16 protein-coding genes are annotated in these 13664 nt (G+C 59.5%); 9 read left to right on the top strand and 7 right to left on the bottom strand.

Translation table 11 applies throughout. The annotated features are described in order from the left end of the window. Positions 1–27: 27 nt before the first annotated feature. Positions 28–999 carry a GlxA family transcriptional regulator gene (locus tag J3P81_RS10340; protein WP_434563583.1) on the bottom strand — a complete coding sequence of 324 codons (972 nt, stop codon included), beginning with the start codon at positions 997–999 and terminating at the stop codon, positions 28–30. Between the two features lie 152 nt (positions 1000–1151). Between J3P81_RS10340 and J3P81_RS10335 the strand changes: the two genes are divergently transcribed. From J3P81_RS10335 to J3P81_RS10315, 5 genes are all read left to right on the top strand, one after another. Continuing rightward, positions 1152–2042: an MBL fold metallo-hydrolase gene (locus J3P81_RS10335; RefSeq protein ID WP_434563581.1), complete on the top strand. Its 891-nt coding sequence runs from the start codon at positions 1152–1154 to the stop codon at positions 2040–2042. A 190-nt stretch (positions 2043–2232) separates the two neighbouring features. Then, the gene (locus J3P81_RS10330; protein ID WP_434563579.1) at positions 2233–2535 is read left to right on the top strand and encodes an ArsR/SmtB family transcription factor; all 303 of its coding nucleotides are present in this window, start codon (positions 2233–2235) and stop codon (positions 2533–2535) included. A gap of 61 nt (positions 2536–2596) precedes the next feature. Continuing rightward, on the top strand, positions 2597–3571 hold the full coding sequence (locus J3P81_RS10325) for a zinc-dependent alcohol dehydrogenase family protein (RefSeq protein WP_434563577.1): 975 nt from the start codon (positions 2597–2599) through the stop codon (positions 3569–3571). Between the two features lie 41 nt (positions 3572–3612). Then, positions 3613–3906 carry an antibiotic biosynthesis monooxygenase family protein gene (locus J3P81_RS10320; RefSeq protein ID WP_420767681.1) on the top strand — a complete coding sequence of 98 codons (294 nt, stop codon included), beginning with the start codon at positions 3613–3615 and terminating at the stop codon, positions 3904–3906. 272 nt (positions 3907–4178) lie between these two features. Then, entirely contained in the window at positions 4179–5111 is a 933-nt protein-coding gene (locus tag J3P81_RS10315; RefSeq protein ID WP_434563575.1) for a hypothetical protein, read from the top strand. Here the strand turns inward: J3P81_RS10315 and J3P81_RS10310 are convergent. Both J3P81_RS10310 and J3P81_RS10305 read right to left on the bottom strand, forming a co-directional pair. Next, positions 5056–5304: a colicin E3/pyocin S6 family cytotoxin gene (locus J3P81_RS10310; protein ID WP_434563573.1), complete on the bottom strand. Its 249-nt coding sequence runs from the start codon at positions 5302–5304 to the stop codon at positions 5056–5058. The genes J3P81_RS10315 and J3P81_RS10310 overlap by 56 nt on opposite strands. A 223-nt stretch (positions 5305–5527) precedes the next feature. Continuing rightward, positions 5528–6268: a gamma-glutamyl-gamma-aminobutyrate hydrolase family protein gene (locus J3P81_RS10305; RefSeq protein WP_420767678.1), complete on the bottom strand. Its 741-nt coding sequence runs from the start codon at positions 6266–6268 to the stop codon at positions 5528–5530. A 146-nt stretch (positions 6269–6414) separates the two neighbouring features. Here J3P81_RS10305 and J3P81_RS10300 point away from each other — a divergent pair, with 146 nt between their 5' ends. The 4 genes from J3P81_RS10300 to J3P81_RS10285 all read left to right on the top strand — a co-directional run bounded on the left by J3P81_RS10300 (position 6415) and on the right by J3P81_RS10285 (position 10397). Continuing rightward, entirely contained in the window at positions 6415–8181 is a 1767-nt protein-coding gene (locus J3P81_RS10300) for a S8/S53 family peptidase (protein WP_434563571.1), read from the top strand. A 96-nt stretch (positions 8182–8277) separates the two neighbouring features. After that, a complete protein-coding gene (locus tag J3P81_RS10295) occupies positions 8278–8439 on the top strand; it encodes a DUF2986 domain-containing protein (protein ID WP_420767676.1) in 162 nt (53 codons plus the stop codon). Positions 8440–8443: 4 nt separating this feature from the next. Continuing rightward, positions 8444–9244 carry a DUF6630 family protein gene (locus J3P81_RS10290; RefSeq protein ID WP_434563569.1) on the top strand — a complete coding sequence of 267 codons (801 nt, stop codon included), beginning with the start codon at positions 8444–8446 and terminating at the stop codon, positions 9242–9244. A 199-nt stretch (positions 9245–9443) separates the two neighbouring features. Continuing rightward, positions 9444–10397, top strand: a complete 954-nt coding sequence (locus tag J3P81_RS10285) for an alpha/beta fold hydrolase (protein WP_434563567.1) — start codon at positions 9444–9446, stop codon at positions 10395–10397. A 64-nt stretch (positions 10398–10461) separates the two neighbouring features. Here the strand turns inward: J3P81_RS10285 and J3P81_RS10280 are convergent, their stop codons facing one another. The 4 genes from J3P81_RS10280 to gabT all read right to left on the bottom strand — a co-directional run bounded on the left by J3P81_RS10280 (position 10462) and on the right by gabT (position 13468). After that, the gene (locus J3P81_RS10280; RefSeq protein WP_434564095.1) at positions 10462–10869 is read right to left on the bottom strand and encodes an ester cyclase; all 408 of its coding nucleotides are present in this window, start codon (positions 10867–10869) and stop codon (positions 10462–10464) included. Between the two features lie 74 nt (positions 10870–10943). Beyond that, the gene (locus J3P81_RS10275; RefSeq protein WP_420767674.1) at positions 10944–11432 is read right to left on the bottom strand and encodes an Lrp/AsnC family transcriptional regulator; all 489 of its coding nucleotides are present in this window, start codon (positions 11430–11432) and stop codon (positions 10944–10946) included. 45 nt (positions 11433–11477) lie between these two features. Then, positions 11478–12134, bottom strand: coding sequence for an HAD family hydrolase (locus J3P81_RS10270; protein ID WP_434563565.1), 657 nt, complete (start codon positions 12132–12134; stop codon positions 11478–11480). A 38-nt stretch (positions 12135–12172) separates the two neighbouring features. After that, positions 12173–13468 carry a 4-aminobutyrate--2-oxoglutarate transaminase gene (gabT, locus tag J3P81_RS10265; RefSeq protein WP_434563563.1) on the bottom strand — a complete coding sequence of 432 codons (1296 nt, stop codon included), beginning with the start codon at positions 13466–13468 and terminating at the stop codon, positions 12173–12175. Positions 13469–13664 lie beyond the last annotated feature (196 nt).

Genomic DNA, 13664 nt, shown 5'->3' with positions numbered 1-13664 from the left:
GCAAGACCATCGAAAGATACATCTCCATCAACGCTTGCGCCCCACCCCAAGACAAAACATCTTCCGATAATCAGAAGGCGACGTCCCCAGATGCGCTCCAAAGTGCTGCCTCAACGACAATGACGTCCCAAACCCCACCTCCCCTGCGATGCATTCGATGGGCAACTCAGTCGTTTCCAGCAATGCCTGCGCTCTGGCCACTCGTTCAGCAGTTAACCATTTGGACACGGTTGTGCCCGTCGCCTCCTTGAACCGACGGGTAAACGTCCGCCTGCTCATTTTCGCCATGTCTGCCAGAGCGTCGAGAGACAGGTCACTGGACAGATTCATTCGGGCCCATGTCAGGACGTCGGATAAGTGAGTCTCGCCAGCGAATGCTGGCACTGGGTGTTCAACATACTGCGCCTGGCCTCCCGGCCTGTGAGGTGGCGTCACCAGCATTTTCGCGGTGCGATTCGCCACGTCCGCACCGAGGCGCTCGCGCACCAGGTGCAAGCAACAATCGATTGCCGCTACGGTGCCCGCGGACGTCACGATGTTATCGGCACGGACGTAAAGCACCTCGGGTTTGAATCGAACCTTGGGAAAACGTTGCGCAAACTGGTCACGGGCAGCCCAGTGGGTAGTGGCTTCCTTTCCATCGAGCAGCCCGGCATCGCCGAGGACGAATGCCCCCAAACACAATCCCACAATGAGCTTGCCTTGCGTGTTGGCCAGCTGCAGCGCTTCCACGAGCTGGGGCGATGCAATCAGGGATTGATCGCCCCACGCCGGGATGATGATGACGTCGCAGGTTTCCATCAGCTCCAAGCCGAGGCTTACCGACAACCCAATGTCTTGGTCGGTACCGACCATTCCGGGCACTTCTGCGCAGTAATTGATTTCATACCGAGGCCCATCGGGCGCAGGCTGGGCGGTTCCCAATACCATTCCCGGCACCGAAAGGTGGAAAAGGCTGACGCCTTCGAAAGCTAAAACAGCAACGCGTACGGAGAGCATGGGGGCAGCCTCGGTTCGCCCCGTAGGGCTCAAGGTGAACAACGTTGATCAGTTGGCCCGATTATATCGAAATGTGTCGTTCGGGCCACTGTTGACCCCCGAGACATTCGGCAAGAATGGCCCCCTCGTGGTAAACAACAGGAATGATTTTTATGAAACTCAGAACGTTACAGCTTGCCCTCAGCATTGCTTGCGCCGTGGCCGCTACCCCTTCGTTTGCCGGTTCAACTACTCCCAAGGCGCCTGGCGCCCCTCATAAACTGGATTTGCAGCAGGTTCGCAACGCGACGGTAAAAATCACCTTCGGTGACACCACCTTCCTGATCGATCCGATGCTGGCAAAAAAAGGCGCCTATCCGGGTTTTGAAAACACCTATCGAAGCAACCTTCGCAACCCCTTGGTTGATCTCACGCAATCGCCGGAGAAGGTTATCGCCGGGGTCGACGCCGTCATCGTCACCCATACACACCTGGACCACTGGGACGATGCCGCACAAAAAGCGCTGCCTAAAGACATTCCGTTGTTCGCTCAACATGAAGAAGATGCGCAACTGATTCGTTCCCAAGGTTTCAAGAACGTACGCGTACTAACTGACGAAGCGGAATTCGGCGGCGTCAAAATCACCAAGACCGGCGGCCAGCATGGCACTGACGAAATGTATGCCGTGCCAGCGCTCGCAAAACCTCTGGGCGAAGCCATGGGCGTGGTTTTCCAGGCGCCAGGCTATAAGACTCTCTACCTTGCCGGTGACACGATTTGGCGTAACGAGGTAGACCAGGCCATCAACCAGTACCGTCCGGAAGTAATCGTGCTCAACGCCGGCAAAGCAAAAATGGCGGGATTCGAAGGTTCGATCATCATGGGTGAAGATGATGTGCTTCGCGCCTCAAAAGCCGCGAAAAACGCACACATTGTCGCGGTGCACATGGACGCGATCAACCATATGTCCCTCACTCGTGAAGAACTGCGCGCCTACGTTAAGAAGCAAGGGATTGAGGGGCGTGTAGACATTCCGGAGGACGGTGCTTCGCTGGAGTTCTAAACGAAAAGGGGCAGGTTTATTTAATCAATAAATCTGCCCTTTTCTCGATGCCGGCGCGGTGGCGGCGCTTTAAACGTTCAAGGCGCAGGGATTGTGTTGGGGGTGACCCAAAGCGCGGAGTTCTCTACCGCCCAAAGGATTCATTGAAAATCGTATTGACATATCGGTAAATCTCGATATTATCCACTCCATGGAATTGATCGAAGTATTTAAAGCCCTATCGAACCCTACACGCCTTCAAATCTTGAAAGGCCTGAAGGACCCGACAAAGAACTTCCCTCCGCAGGATGAAGGTGACGTTCTCACGGTGGGCGTTTGCGTCAGCAGTATCCAGGAAGGCATTGGATTGTCCCAATCCACGGTGTCTGGTTATCTTGCGACGCTGCAACGAGTGGGCCTGGTGGAAGTCAGGCGCATCGGTCAGTGGACTTACTACAAGCGTAATGAAGCGGCCATCAGCACCCTTGCTGAAATCATAGGGAAAGAGCTCTAATTTTTTGCCGTAAGATATCGAGATATCTCGATATCCCTTTTTATAGATATGAGGTGTCATTATGAAAGCGATGGTATTGAAATCATTTGGCGGTACGGAATCGTTTGAACTTCGCGATGTGCCCAAACCCGTGCCGCATGCAGGGCAAGTCCTGGTCCGGGTGCATGCCACCTCCATCAATCCCTTGGATTACCAGGTCCGACGCGGCGACTATCCGGATCTGGTGCCACTGCCGGCCATCACCGGACACGACATTTCGGGCGTTGTCGAAGCAGTTGGGCCGGGCGTGACAGCCTTCGCTCCCGGAGACGAAGTCTGGTACACCCCGCAAATATTCGATGGCCCAGGAAGTTACGCCGAGTACCACGTAGCTGCTGAGAGCATCATCGGCAAAAAGCCTCCGTTGCTAAGCCACCTTGAGGCGGCGAGCCTGACATTGGTTGGCGGGACGGCGTGGGAAGCACTGGTCGTGCGTGCGTCGCTCAGAGTGGGAGAAAGCATTCTGATACACGGCGGCGCGGGAGGAGTCGGTCACGTGGCGATCCAGTTGGCGAAAGCCATCGGAGCACGGGTATACACGACCGTGCGCGAGGCGAACTTCGAGTTCGCGCGCAGTATGGGGGCCGATATCGTCATTGATTACGAGAAGGAGGACTACGTCGAGGCCATCATGCGAGAAACAGAAGGCCGTGGGGTTGACGTCGTGTTTGACACCATCGGCGGCAATGCACTGTCACGCAGCCCGGAAACACTTGCACAGCTTGGTCGCGTAGTCAGCATCGTGGACATTGCACAACCGCAAAACCTGGTTCAGGCCTGGGGCAAGAACGCGAGTTATCACTTCGTTTTCACAAGGCAGAACCGAGGCAAACTCGATGAGTTGAGTGCATTGATAGCACGAGGTCAGTTGCGGCCACACGTTGGCGCGGTCTATTCCCTTGCCGACATCCCGCTCGCCCATGCACGGCTGGAAAGTCCCAACAACGGCGTTATAGGAAAAATCGCGATCGCCGTTGAGCCATCGCTCATCTCATAAGCCCGTACTTTTTAACCGTTCATGTCATTTCGAGGTACGCCATGATTTACGAGATCGCCCTGCTCCCCGTTCACAAGGACCGCATTGAAATGTTCCGACGTGCGTTTGCCGAGGTCGCTCCTCTGCTCACCCGTGCAAAGGGATACGGCGGTCACTTGCTGGCGCCCGGGATTGAAACCCCTGAACAATTCAACCTGATCGTGAGATGGCAGTCACTTGAAGATCACACGCCGGGTTTCGAAGAGAGTGAAGACCATCGGATATTCATGATGGGATTGGAGGAATATTTTTCGGATGAACCGAAGGTCTACCACATCGAGGGAGGCAGTTTTTAGGACAGATGGACATCTCCACCCCAACGCCCGATACACCGTATCGGGCGTTTTGGCGTTTGACTTAGGCCCCAATTCATTCCGAATGCCTGCCTGGCGGTGTTCCGGATCGACCGAAAACTGGCAGGTCGGCGGTGGTTATGCCTACGCGCACACGCCATCAAGCATGCCGAGAACCCGCCGAAAGAGGTATTCTGCGCGGCTAGAAAACAGCCATGGCCAACGGCTGTTCGCAACTTGAAGCGGTCTTGAAAGTGGTGCGCCAGGAGGTCTGCATGTTGATTGGATATCGATTCGAGCGTACCGCGCGGGATGACCTGCATATCCACTCGATCAATTGGGTGCAGGGCGGATTCGTGCTGCTGACAAGCGCGATGACTTTCATTTTTCCAGTGGCGGCCGTGCTCGCAATCACAGATGCCGACTTGTCGCCGACAGGCATGGATCCATTGGCCTCACTCCTGCTCGTGCTCGGGCTGCTGCTGATTCCTGCCCTAGGCTTGGCGCTGATGCTTTACACCGGCACCCGCGAAACCTTGCTGTTGTCGCGTATCGACGGTGAAGGCAAGCGCCGTACCCAGAACTTCTTTGCACGCCGCGAACGGGTGCATTCGGTGTTTAGGTTCGACGCCGTCAAGCACCTCGAGCTCCGCCGCCATCAACAGGCCAAACCAGCCAACACCCAACTGTGGCTGGTGATGCGCGATGGCGCCACCCACCGCCTGACAAGTGACAACGTTGCGGTGGTGCCGGGCAGTGAACGCACCGAGCGGTGGCTGCGTGAGCTGAGCGACTACCTGCAAGTACCGATGCCCACGGAGGTTGCTGTCGGTTCGACGGCCGTTTCGAAAGTGCCCTACAGGCCTACTCCAACGCCGGCGAAGATCGCCAGGCAACACAAAGCGAAGGCACTCACGCCTTCGGCTGAGTCGACCGAACAACTAGGCATCCCCGCACGCGCCCTGATCGCCTTGATTGGCGCTTTCTTGATTGTGCTGGAGCTGACCCGTCTGATCGCATGGACGCCGTCGCTGTTTACCGGACGGATACGCATCGGCAGCACTCGCCCGACGATTTTCTACTGGACCGAACAGCCCGTGGCCTTTTCATTCCACTTGATTATCGGCCTGGCAGAGTTGCTGATCATCGGCGTCATCGCCTGGGGCTGCGTGCGCGTGGCGATCGAGGGGCGGTTGAAGTCAAAATAGATCTGTCCCGTTTTCTCCGTTTTCTCCCTTTGGCGTCGAGCCAGCGATCTCTTAAGCCTCCGCCTCCTTGCACCGGAGTTTTCTTCTTGCCTTTCTTCAGATCAGAGAAGCCCGTAATTTCATGTGTCTTCGGAGCAGGATGATAGTCGTGGCCCGCCTCGGCCAGACCCTTTCGGCGGATGCTCAAAACCACATAAACCGGCCGAACCCCCTTCGCCGGAACGTGGATTTTTGACTTTTGGCAGATTGTTTGGGCGCGTCACGAATCGCGATTCTCATCCTGAAAATTCAGGACGGACGCTATCGCAAGGGACTCATGCGGCGCTGTCAGACGCTTCTCGAATTGCCCGTTCCGTTTTCCTCAGACGGTGTGGGCCGGCAAGGCAACAAGATCTGCGTCTGTGTCACGAACCGGATTAGCTCGCCCGCTGCCTGCACGCCTCTCCGAACGCGCGAAAGATCGCCCGATAATCCGGATGCTCCGTCACTTCCCATTCCGGGTGCCATTGCACCCCCAACGCAAACGCCCGGCTGCCCTCCACCGAAAGCCCCTCCACCAGGCCATCCTCCGCCACGGCTTCGATGCGCAAACCCTGCCCCACCCGTGCGATGCCCTGGCCGTGGACGGAGTTGACTTCGATCTGTTCCTTGAGCCCCAACCGCGCCAACACCCCGCCCGGTCGCACGGTCAGTGCATGGTTGCGGGCGTATTGGTCCTGGACCGGCTCGTTGCTCGGCGGCTCGTGCTCGGCGCCGGGGCCGTTGAGTTGTTGATGGAGCGTGCCGCCAAAAGCGACATTCATTTCCTGGAAGCCGCGACAGATGCCAAGCACCGGAAGACCGGCCTCGACAGCGGCGCGCCAGAGCGGCAGCGCCAGGTTATCCCGGGCCGGGTCGTGCTCGGTGCCAGGCGGGCTGGGTGGGCCGCCGTAGTGATGGGGTTCGATATTGGAAGGCGAGCCGGTGAAAAGCAGCCCGTCCAGGCCAGCGATGACGTCAGCCGGATCGATCAGTGACGCAACCACCGGAAGGATCACCGGCAGTGCCTCGGCGGCGGTCGCGACGGCTTGTGCGTATTTGTCGTTGCTGAGCTGGACGGTGTGTGGGCCAACCTTGCCTGAACAGGCGATGATTCCGATCATGGGTGGACGAGACATAGGGTTCCCCAGTTTTTCAATTGCCTATGGATCGGATTTCGGCGCGGGTTCGGTTGTTCAATTTTGATGACGGCTGGCGCCATTGCCTGAACGAAGCCATCGACACAGCGGTCGGAACAGCAAACCCCGGCAAAGAAACCTCACCTATGCCCTTACGATCCGCTGTCCTCGTCACCTTGATCGCGTTGTCTGCCGGCACGTCTGCAATGGCGCAAGAGCCGTTGCGCCTGGAAAGCCTGAAGCGCTGCGGCGACTTGCTCGAAATCGAGCGCCAGGAGTGGTGCTTGACCGCGCGAGGGCTGGGTGAAGCAACGCCGCAACTGAAGCTCGGTGAAAAAGCGATTCCCGCTGACAGGGTCCAGCGTGACGGCCAACGCCTGCGTCTGCATTTGGACAAGGCCGACTACCAAAGCGGGCCGCTCTGGCTGGAAGACGGTCCGCGCGCCAGCAATGCCGTCTGGTTGACCCTGCGCAGCAGTCATGTCGTCGCGGCCGGGCCGGATGAGGTGACCAAGAACATGGACGGCCTGATCACCTATGTGGATCTGGTCAGCGTGTTGATCGAGGAAAGCCACGATGGCCGCCAGGAGGCGGAACGTCTCGCCAACAAGTACGGGGCCAGGGTGGTCGGCAGCATCGCGCCGCTCAACGTGTATCAATTGCGCCTGCCGGCCAGGGACCTGATGCAGCGCGACGCGTTGGTGCTGCGCCTGGGCGGCGAAACCAGCGTCGATGCCGTAGTGATCGAAGAGTCCGGGGCCGAAGAAACCGAGCAAGCGCCCACCCAGCCCGAAGAGCCCAAGAAACCGGCCCAGGGCTCCGATGAATGGGCCGCGAATCGCTTTCTCGACGCGGTGCATTACTACCAGCGGCGCATCCCCGGGCAGCAGGCGCCGATCCAACCGCAGCCGGTGCGCATCGGCTTGATCGAGCGTGACGTGGATTTCGACACGGCGGATTTTGCCGACTATCTTGGCCCCTGCTCCATGCCGCGCACCTGCGTGTACGCCCGTGATGCGAACAAACCCGACAACCATGGCACGACCGTCGCCGGCATTCTCGCCGCGCGCTGGAACGATGGTGGCAACACCGGTTTGCTGCGGGGCCTGGACAAGGCGAGCGGCGGCTTCGAAGTGATCGTCGAGCGAAATTCGGACGCGGGGATCACAGCCAACATCGCCGCCTCGGTGAACCTCGTCGAGGATGGCGTGCGTGTGCTGAACTGGAGCTGGGGCGTCCACCGCGTGGGAGCGAAAGACGTCAAGGGCGATGACGTCGATTCGCTGCTGCGTTCGGGTATTGCCATGAGCGGCTACGAAGAACTGCTGGAAGAGTTTTTCCTGTGGCTGCGCAAGGAACATCCCGACGTGGTGGTGGTGAACTCCGCTGGCAATGGGTCGTCATTTTCCGGCACCGATGAATACCGCCTGCCCTCCTCGTTCATTACCGAACAGTTATTGGTGGTCGGCGGACACCAGCGCAGCGAACGGGCCGGCGTCGCCGTCGATGACCCAGGCTACGCGGTCAAGCGCAACTCCTCGAATATCGACATGCGCGTCGACATCACCGCCGCCGCGTGCACCCACGCCTCGACGCCCAATGCCGGCGAGGATGGCCCGGTGCATTGCGGCACATCGTACGCCACACCCATGGTCACCGGCCTGCTGGCAGCGATGCTGTCGATCAACCCGCAACTTCACCCCGAACAGCTGCGCATGCTCCTGCGACGCAGCGCCATGACCATTGGCGACAATCACGACTTCGAACAAATGGACGGCGAAGACCTCACCGCACCCATCCTGCCGTCGGAGCGCAATTACCAGCTCAACGACAAGGACGTAGGGCGTTCGGCACGGCTGGACATGCAAAAGGCGCTGGATCTTTCGGTGCAGAGTCGCAGCCGGGTGCGTTGATGCAGGGTTCAAAATCAGCGCTACACTTTCGGCGATAACTTATTCGACTGGCGGTATGATCGACCCCCAGCCTCTTACGCGCCCAAGTGAAACAACATGAATCGTCGCAAGAAAATAAACCAGTTGCTCAAGGCCAACGCCAAAAAAGCCAGTGCCAAGCTGGCACCGAAAAGCAAAGACCGATACATCAGCAAAGCCGACCGACTGAAAATGGCGGCTGAAGCCGGACCGGACTCGACCGTTTCCCCTGAGAGCTGATTCTTTGAACCCCATTGACCCCCTGTCGCTTCAACGCGTCATCACCGCCCACGGCACACTCGAAGGCGCGGCCTATTTCGACGCAGAGGAAAGCCTCGTCCACGACATATTCGTGGACCGCATCGTTTTCCAGACCAACTACCTGGACCACAGCAGCTATAAGGCCGACCTGGCCGAGGGCGCGGTACGTGTGCGCAAGACGCGGCTGGATAACTACCACCGAGGCCACAAGGCCCAGGTGATCGACGATGCCATGGACGAGGACGATTGGCTGGAATTGGGCAGTCTGTGGCAGCGTCTGAGTCATGACCTGGACACTCAGGGGCAAACGCCACCACTGGATCCGGCCGATACGCTGGCGGACCTGTTCGACTGCCTGTTCGACGAGACGCACGCGCAAGCGCTGATCGAAAACATGCCGGCGGCTACCGGCCAATGGGACTGGGCGTGGACTCAGCTGCAATCGGCCCTTGTCAGCACGCATCGGATGGCTGAGTTCGAGTGGAAGGAATGGTCGTTGTCTGGCGTCTACGCCATCAACGCCCTCGCCCCCCTGCGCGAACGGGGCATTGAAATCCCCACGCCCGACGGCACAGTCGTCGATGCAGTCAATCACGCCGACGATTGGGAGCGGGCGCTGCTCCAGTATTACAATGCACGACTGGAAATCCACGATCTGAAGCTGTTGGCCATCGGCACGCATTTCGACGAGTACCAAGCGTTTGCATGCCTGCCGATGAACGGTCTGGGCCTGGCCAATGCGTTGGAAATCATGGGCAGGCTGGGCATCGTCTACAAATACTGATCCTGCTGTTTTGTGGCAGGGAGCTACCTTGCCACAAAACCCTGCACACCCAGGAAGCAGAACACGGGTATCTGAAATCCCCATAGTTGCTATCGACGCCAGCGCCGTTCTCGTTCCGCTGCGCCCTCTCTAATCTGCCCACCAACGGGATCGACGACGATCTCGGCAGATCAAACCGTCCCTTATGGAGAGAGAAACGATGAACACAATCAACCGCACCCTGGCTGTCGCAACCCTGGCCCTGGCCACCCTCGGCGCCGAAGCGGCGACACCTGTCCAGGCCGGCGCCAGCGCCTCGGCAATCGGCAGCGTGGTGCAGTCCGCCAGCTACATCACCACCAAAGATGGCGTCCAGCTGTATTACAAGGATTGGGGCCCGCGCAATGGCCAGGTCGTCACCTTCAGCCACGGCTGGCCGCTGGATTCCGACAGCTGGGAAGGACAGATGATGTTCCTCGCGTCCAAGGGCTACCGCGTGATCGCCCATGACCGCCGCGGTCATGGGCGGTCCAGCCAACCTTGGGAAGGCAACGACATGGATCACTACGCCGACGACCTCGCGGCGGTCATCGAAGCGCTGGACCTGAAGAATGTCACCCTGGTCGGTTTCTCGACGGGGGGCGGTGAAGTGGCTCGGTACATCGGTCGCCATGGCACAGCCCGGGTGAAAAAAGCCGTGCTGGTGTCCTCGGTTCCACCGCTGATGCTCAAGACGGATACCAACCCCGGCGGCTTGCCGCTCGAAGTCTTCGACGGCCTGCGCAAGGCCTCCCTGGAGAACCGCTCGCAACTGTACCTGGACATCGCGTCCGGTCCGTTCTACGGCTACAACCGCAAAGGCGCCAAGCCATCCCAAGGCCTGATCCAATCGTTCTGGGTTCAAGGCATGCAGGGCGGCAGCAAGAACACCTATGACTCGATCGCGGCATTCTCGGCGACCGACTTCCGTGGCGACTTGAAGAAATTCGACGTGCCGACGCTGGTGATCCACGGCGACGATGACCAGATCGTGCCCATCGACGCTGCAGGCCGCGCCTCGGCAGCGCTGATCAAGGGTGCCCGGTTGATCGTCTATCCCGGTGCGCCGCACGGGCTGACCGAGACACACAAGGACCGTCTCAATCAGGACCTGCTGACTTTCCTCAAGGAATGAGGCTCGGATCGCCCTGGACGGTAACCCCTGTGGAGCGAGCCTGCTCGCTCCCACATGATTTTGCTCAAGGCCCTTCTTCGAAAGGGCTTTGGCGTTGCAGCGCCGCCTCCACCGCCGCCTTATCGATCACCGACCACACCCGAACGATCTTGCCCTGCTCGAAGGTATAAAACACGTTCTCGGAAAATCGAATCCGCCGACCGTGGGTGTCCAATCCGAGGAAACGTCCGCGCGGCGAGCAATCAAAAAGCAAACGACTCGCGACATTCGGCGGTTCGACCACCAGCAGGTCGATATTGAAACGCAAGTCCGCGATCGTGCCCACATCGTTTTCCAGCATCGCCCGATAACCCGCCAGGCCCACCGGGGCTCCGTTGTAGTGCACGCTGTCGTCGACGAAGCTGCCCAGGTCTTGCCACCGACGGGCATTGAGGCAGGCGATATAGTTGCGGTATTGCTCGGCCAGGTCCATGTCCAGGTCCTCCATCAGCGAGGGTTACCTGGCAGTGACCGCAGACAAAGGCCAGTGGTTCTGGACGAGCGCCTTCAATGCCGCAACAGTTTGCGCAACGGAATCTCATCCTTGCGAACCGGCGACTTGATGACGATGTAGCTGAAGTACTTGGAGATGCCGATGTTCTTGTCCAGCAGGCTTTCCATCACGTCCTGGTAATCCTGGATGCTGCGGGTCATGAAACGGACCAGGTAATCGTAGCCGCCACTGATCAAGTGGCATTCGAGCACTTCGTCGACGAGGCGAATATTGGACTCGAACTTGGCGAAGTCCTCACGCTTGTGGTCGCTCAGGGTGACTTCGGTGAACACCGTCACCGAATCGGTGATCTTGGCAAGATTGAGATGGGCCTTGTAGCTGGAGATATACCCCGCCGACTCCAGGCGCTTGACCCGTTGCAGACATGGGCTGGCTGACAGCCCCACAGCGTCGGCCAGGCTGACGTTGGTCATGCGACCGTCTTTTTGAAGCTCGACCAAAATGCTGATGTCGATCCGGTCCAGTTTCGCTAAACCTTCCATCGCATACCCCTCGCCTGCCGTTTGTAAGACAATCTTCTAACAAAATCAGCGCCGTAAAGACAGCTGGTGCTGAGCCACCAGGTCCGCCATGCTGTTGATACAGTAGTCCGCCGCGCAGGGTGCCGGGGAGGTGTCGAGGTCGCGACAGATCAGGCACACCGCCCCAACCGCCCGCGACCCTGTGCCAGGGCGGGTCACGTGAAGGATCGCCGCCGCGTCCAGCCCATTGGCGTCCAGCCAGTCACGATCCTGCAGCGGCGCGCTCGCCAGCGAAATGAAATCCTCCGGCTCGATGCCCAGGCGCTCGCACAACACGCCACGGTCTTCGGCGTCGCGGTCGCCCAATACCAACAACCGATAGAACTTGCGCAGGTAAAGCATCGCTCCCGGTGCGTCCTCGAACAGCGTCCAGCCCGCGGCCGAGCGGGCGAAGCTCATGCCCTCCTCCCAACTGGCCTTGAGCTTCCAGCGCTCGGCCAGTTGACGGTGGGCGAAACACAGCAGGCCACTGAAGCCCAACTCGCCGAAGCGCGGATACAGGGATTGCAGCACCTCGTTGAAATCGGCGAGCAGCGCGGCTTTGTCCAATGGTCCGGCATGGTTTTCCAACAACGGCTGCAAGGCCGCCCAGACACCTGAATCACGATCCACCAGGACCCCATCGCAGTCGATCAGCAACGCCTGGTATTCAGTCAGCTTCATCTGTAAGCCTCCGATGATGTCCCATCGATCAACGCTCCCTAAACGGCACAGACCCGTGCCAAGGCGCCTTCGAGAATCTGCAACGCTTCGTCGATCTGCGCTTCGGTGGTCACCAGCGGCGCGAGGAAACGCAGGACGTTGCGGTACACCCCGCACTTGATCACCAGCAGCCCACCGGCACGGGCTTCGTCGATCAGCCGCTGGTTGAGCTCCGCATCCGGCGAACGCGCATCGTCCTCCTTGATCAGCTCGATCGCCAGCATGAAACCCTTGCCCCGCACATCGCCAATGCACGGATAGCGCGTTTGCAACGCCAACAGGCCCTGGCGCAACCGTTCGCCCAACGCCTCGCCGCGGGCCAAAAGCTGTTCTTGCTCGTAGGCGTCGATAACCGCCAGCGCCGCCGCGCACGACAACGCGTTGCCGCCATAGGTGCCGCCCAGGCCACCGGGCAGCGGCGCATCCATGATCGCGGCCTTGCCGACCACGCCCGACAGTGGCAAGCCACCGGCCAGGCTCTTGGCGACGGTGACCAGGTCTGGCTGGATGCCGGCATGCTGGAAACCGAACCATTTGCCGGTACGTCCGAAGCCGGTCTGGATTTCATCGAGGATCAGTACAATCCCGTGTTTGTCCGTCAGCGCGCGCAGGCCCTGGAGAAACTCGGTGGGCGCCGAGAGGAAACCGCCGTCACCTTGCACCGGTTCGATGATGATCGCTGCCACTCGCTCGGGCGCCACTTGGGTTGCCAGCAGCTCGTCCAGCGCTTGGAGCGCCATTTCGCCGGTGACGCCTCGATACGCGTTTGGATAAGGCGTGTGGAAGACTTCCGGCGCGAACGGCCCGAAGTTCTGTTTATAGGGCTGGCTCATGCCGGTCAGGGTGGTGCCAAGCAACGTCCGGCCATGGAAGCCGCCACGAAAGGCAATAACTGCCGAGCGGTTAGTGTGGGCACGGGCGATTTTCACGGCGTTTTCCACGGCTTCGGCGCCGGAGGTAAAAAACGCTGCCTTATAGTCGTGCTGGCCGCCGATCATTTCACACAGGCGCTGAGCCAGATCCAGATACGGCTTATAGGCCACGACCTGGAAACAGGCATGGGAGACTTTCTGCAATTGAGCCTGCACCGCCGCGACGACTTTCGGGTGGTTGTGGCCGATGTTGAGCACACCGATGCCACCGACGAAGTCCAGGTAGCGCTTACCGTCCACGTCCCATAACTCCGAACCCTGGGCCCGATCGATCACCAACGGGTGCGCGGTCACCAGCCCACGGGGCACGAATTGATCACGCTTACGGAGCAGACTCGGGGTTTCTTCGACTTTACTGTTCATTGGCATTTCCCATCGTGAGCCGCGCAGCCAGGAAGCGGCTGCGGTGTGTTCACAGGTTAAGCGTTCGACGCAACGGTCTACGCCGAACTTGCTCGTCGAGGAATCCGGATCGACTGTTTACACCCCGGCAAACAGCAGAATCCGCCAACGGCCCAACGCCCCGACGATTCTGCCGCCATGGGCGCGCTACAGCACC

Origin of the sequence: Pseudomonas sp. R1-6, assembly GCF_051132115.1 — a bacterium.
In the GTDB taxonomy this organism is placed as follows: domain Bacteria; phylum Pseudomonadota; class Gammaproteobacteria; order Pseudomonadales; family Pseudomonadaceae; genus Aquipseudomonas.
Note: the sequence above shows the minus strand (reverse complement) of the source record. Positions and strands in the feature narration are given on the sequence as shown.

Excerpts from the sequence above, each read along its gene's own strand:
- J3P81_RS10285 (WP_434563567.1), top strand. The coding sequence starts at position 9,444 with ATGAACACAATCAACCGCACCCTGGCTGTCGCAACCCTGGCCCTGGCC.
- J3P81_RS10330 (WP_434563579.1), top strand. The coding sequence starts at position 2,233 with ATGGAATTGATCGAAGTATTTAAAGCCCTATCGAACCCTACACGCCTT.
- J3P81_RS10325 (WP_434563577.1), top strand. The coding sequence starts at position 2,597 with ATGAAAGCGATGGTATTGAAATCATTTGGCGGTACGGAATCGTTTGAA.
- gabT (WP_434563563.1), bottom strand. The coding sequence starts at position 13,468 with ATGAACAGTAAAGTCGAAGAAACCCCGAGTCTGCTCCGTAAGCGTGAT.
- J3P81_RS10320 (WP_420767681.1), top strand. The coding sequence starts at position 3,613 with ATGATTTACGAGATCGCCCTGCTCCCCGTTCACAAGGACCGCATTGAA.
- J3P81_RS10315 (WP_434563575.1), top strand. The coding sequence starts at position 4,179 with ATGTTGATTGGATATCGATTCGAGCGTACCGCGCGGGATGACCTGCAT.
- J3P81_RS10305 (WP_420767678.1), bottom strand. The coding sequence starts at position 6,268 with ATGTCTCGTCCACCCATGATCGGAATCATCGCCTGTTCAGGCAAGGTT.
- J3P81_RS10275 (WP_420767674.1), bottom strand. The coding sequence starts at position 11,432 with ATGGAAGGTTTAGCGAAACTGGACCGGATCGACATCAGCATTTTGGTC.
- J3P81_RS10295 (WP_420767676.1), top strand. The coding sequence starts at position 8,278 with ATGAATCGTCGCAAGAAAATAAACCAGTTGCTCAAGGCCAACGCCAAA.
- J3P81_RS10300 (WP_434563571.1), top strand. The coding sequence starts at position 6,415 with ATGCCCTTACGATCCGCTGTCCTCGTCACCTTGATCGCGTTGTCTGCC.
- J3P81_RS10335 (WP_434563581.1), top strand. The coding sequence starts at position 1,152 with ATGAAACTCAGAACGTTACAGCTTGCCCTCAGCATTGCTTGCGCCGTG.
- J3P81_RS10340 (WP_434563583.1), bottom strand. The coding sequence starts at position 999 with ATGCTCTCCGTACGCGTTGCTGTTTTAGCTTTCGAAGGCGTCAGCCTT.
- J3P81_RS10270 (WP_434563565.1), bottom strand. The coding sequence starts at position 12,134 with ATGAAGCTGACTGAATACCAGGCGTTGCTGATCGACTGCGATGGGGTC.
- J3P81_RS10280 (WP_434564095.1), bottom strand. The coding sequence starts at position 10,869 with ATGGACCTGGCCGAGCAATACCGCAACTATATCGCCTGCCTCAATGCC.